The sequence below is a fragment of the Pirellulales bacterium genome (assembly GCA_036490175.1).
GTDB lineage: Bacteria > Planctomycetota > Planctomycetia > Pirellulales > JACPPG01 > JACPPG01.
The window spans coordinates 1-3,461 of record DASXEJ010000319.1; the positions used below are offsets into that span (position 1 = coordinate 1).

Below are 3,461 nucleotides of genomic sequence, written 5' to 3' on the forward strand. Positions count from 1 at the left end.
TCCGCCGTCGGCCGCGCGATCGCCAATACGGACAAAACAAGGGAGCTCCGAAGTGGGGTCGCCCAACTGATGAGCCACGATCGAGCCGAGCGTGGGGTACTTCACACTGGCCGTGGGAGCGTAGCCTGTGTGCATCAGGAACTGGGCGCGGGCGTGATTGCCCTCTTTCGTAGTCACGGAGCGAACTACCGCAATGTCCTGCATTTGTTTGGCCAATTGCGGTAGGCCGGAGGCGATCTGAATGCCTGAGACACTGGTGTCGATGGCCGAGGTCTCGCCGCCGTTCTCGTGGCCGGCTTTGGGACTGAAGGTCTCGAACTGGCTCGGCCCACCGCGCATGTAGAGCAAGATGCAGGCCATGCCGCGGCTGCGCAACTGTTCGGCCTGGGCACGGACCAGATCCTGCCATCCCAGCGTGCCGGCGGCGGCGCCGGCCAAGGAGACGCCGCGGAGGAAGTCGCGCCGCGCCACTACGCCATCGCGATTCACGCGTGCCCCGACGTGATGCTGCCACAGGTTCATAGCCGCTTTCTCGATTCGTAATGGCGGTTAAATGTACTGGTCAGTCACAGCGTCACAGCGTTTTTCTCAAGCAGGGTGTCGTTCAATCTCGGCCGTCACCCGGCGGCTGAATCATTCGCCGCTCACGGGTTCGTCACTTGCGGTGCGTGAATTCCGTCGAATTGATTAGCGCCCAGAGCACGTCTTCGAATGCCTCGCCACGGTCGTCGATCGAACGGACGTACGACAGGCACTCGGCCATTTCTGCCGGCTTGGGCTCTCGCGCCAGGCAGCGCAAGTACAGCTCTGTAGTGACATTTTCATCGTCGCTGTTCTGCGCTAGCAACTTGTCCAAAACGGCACCGGCACTTTTCGCGTTGATCGCCCGCTGCAACAGCGGCGAATTCATCATCAGCAAGGCTTGCGGAATCGAGGCCGACACTTCGTCGCGCTCAGCACTGGGGTCGTAGCCGAAGGCGCGATCGAACTCGAAGCGCGGGTTGCGCGGGGGGCGCTGTTTGCCCGCCTGGGCGCGAGGCCCCTGCTTCGGCTCGTCGATCGCGAGCGCCGCGGCCAGCGCGTCGAAGATTTGGTCGGCTCGCAACGGTTGTGGACAGCTGGCCGCCGAAGGGGTCGACGCATCGTCGCGCCGCGAATGGCTCACTTGTTGATAGGCCTGCGTTGCCATGATGGTACGCATGAGCCACTTGACGTCGTAATTGTGATCGACAAACGCCTGCGTCAAGAGATCCAAAGTGCGCGGCGCCGCGGCCGTGCGATCTGGACCCATGTCGTCAACGGGCTCGTAGAAGCCATGCCCCACAAGTTCGGCCCAGATGCGATTCACAAAGGCCCGGCCGAACCAAGGGTTCTTCTTGCCGGTGATCCAGTCCGCCAGTGCTGTACGGCGATCAACGTCCGTGGTGCCCACAGCAAGTTGCTCTCCGCTCAGGAAAAACACCGGCTGCATCAATGTTCCCTGGGCGCTAGGATCGTCCAGGTCGGGCATGTAATGCTCGACGTTTCCGCGAGCTTTGCCATCTTTGGGCCGACGCGGCGCTCCATCGCGCGAGACCACCTCGAAACTGACTCGCTTGTCTCCCTCCTTCACCGCACGGATCGCAATCCGCGGGAAGAACGCGGCCAACTCGTGAAATTGCTGCCGCTTCCAGCGATCGGTCTTGTGATCGTGGCATTGGGCACATTGAATTTGCACACCCAGGAAGATCCTGGCCGTTTCGGCAGCGATCTCGGGCGCTTGCGCCATCTGGGCCATGATCAGACCGGTATGACCATTGTCGCGCACGTCGCCGCGTGCCGTGATAAAGGCCCGCGCAATCTGGTCCCAGCGGGCCTCGCCGCTGAGTTGCTCGGCGAGAAACTTGACGATGGCGGGGCCCGTTCGCAGTACCCGTTCGTCGGTGCGCCGGTACAGGATCACGTCGCGGAAGTATTGTCCCCAGTTGCGGCCAAAACGAGCATCGGCCAGCAGTCTGTCGACGATTTGGGCACGTTTATCAGAACTGGGATCGAGAACGAAGGAAGTGATCTCTTCGGGCGACGGCAGCTCGCCGACCAGATCCTGCGAGACGCGCCGCAAGAATGTTTCATCGTCGGTCAGGGCCGCGACGTTGGGGGGCGAAACATTACCGACCGGCTCGGTGGCAGCGACATTAACAAGCAACTCGGCGGCAAGTGTACTATCGACCTGGCGGGCCAGATCGGCCGCCGCGGGAGAATTGGAGTTCTCAGCCAGGTCACCAGCCCGGCCGCTGCCGGCGTGCAGGATCAGGACACCGCAGAGCAAACCGGTCGTACAGCCGAGAAGGGATTTATTCATGGAGAACACGGTTTTTGTCGGGTACTGCTGGCGTGCGGGGTGCCCCGCCTATTGAACACCGGAACGCCGGCGTGAGTTCCGCTGCCGGAGGTTCAAAGCCTTGGCTGTGCCTAAGATTGGTCGTCCCTCGCGGTTTTCACTCCCTGCGACGCCCAATAAGCAAGCCGGCTCGCCTCTGCAGGGGGTTCTCGGTGCCGACGGGACTTGCCGAATGCCGCAAGTCATCGATACTGAAACGCCTTCGCCCCGACAACCCGACCCGTCCAGGTCGGTCGCGGTAGACCGAATGGGGCTTCCTCGAGGTTTCGGTACGACATGAATCCGATTCGGCTGGGGCTGATTGGCTGTGGGTTTGTGGGCCGATTGCACGCCGAACGCCTGTTTGACGACCAACGAGGCCAAATCGTCGTCTGTTCCGACCCCGATCGGGCGGCGGCCGCCCGGCTGGCCGAAGCCTACGCTCCGGAGGCGTCCCTGGAAACCGACGATGTCGCGGCCCTGGGGCGCCACCGCCTGGATGCGGTAGTGATCTGTTCGCCGACTCTACTGCACTATCCGCAGGTTTGTACAGCCTTCGACCATGGTCTGGACGTGCTTTGTGAAAAACCATTGGCACCTGCCCGCGAGCAGATCAGCGACATGATCGATCGGCATCGCCAGCAGGGGCGTATACTGTCGATTTCGTACCAGCGACGATACAAGTCGGCCTATCTGACCGCGCGCCGGGAACTGACGGAAAACGCCGATTATTATGGGCCCCTGCGACAAATACATATCTACGTTTGCGAGCGCTGGCAGCAGGGCATTGGCGGCACCTGGCGCGACGACCCCAATATCGGAGCTGGCTATTTTGGCGATGCCGGCAGCCACCAGATCGACGTGGTTTATTTCATCACCGGGCAGCAGGCCGAATCGCTGTATGCGCTCAGCGATAAGCGCGGAAGCCGCGTCGAAATCGTGACACAGGTAATGGCGCGGCTCACGGGCGGGGCGGGGCTCAACGTACATTTCGTCGGCAATGCCAATCACTGGCGCGAGGACATCCATTTTCATTGCCGCGACGCCGACCTGTTGATCCGCAACGAGCAGTTGCTACGGGCCAAAGACAACCGTATCGAAC

Annotated in this window: 3 protein-coding genes; 1 reads left to right on the plus strand and 2 read right to left on the minus strand. The window is 61.7% G+C overall.

Annotation, left to right across the window (positions count from 1 at the left end):
• The coding region (locus VGG64_24505; protein ID HEY1602788.1) for a DUF1501 domain-containing protein at nt 1–522 on the minus strand (522 nt) is incomplete at its 3' end.
• 133 nt (nt 523–655) lie between these two features.
• Complete coding sequence (locus VGG64_24510; protein HEY1602789.1) at nt 656–2,341, minus strand: DUF1549 domain-containing protein; 1,686 nt, start codon at nt 2,339–2,341, stop codon at nt 656–658.
• A gap of 315 nt (nt 2,342–2,656) precedes the next feature.
• Between VGG64_24510 and VGG64_24515 the strand changes: the two genes are divergently transcribed.
• The coding region (locus VGG64_24515; protein HEY1602790.1) for a Gfo/Idh/MocA family oxidoreductase at nt 2,657–3,461 on the plus strand (805 nt) is incomplete at its 3' end.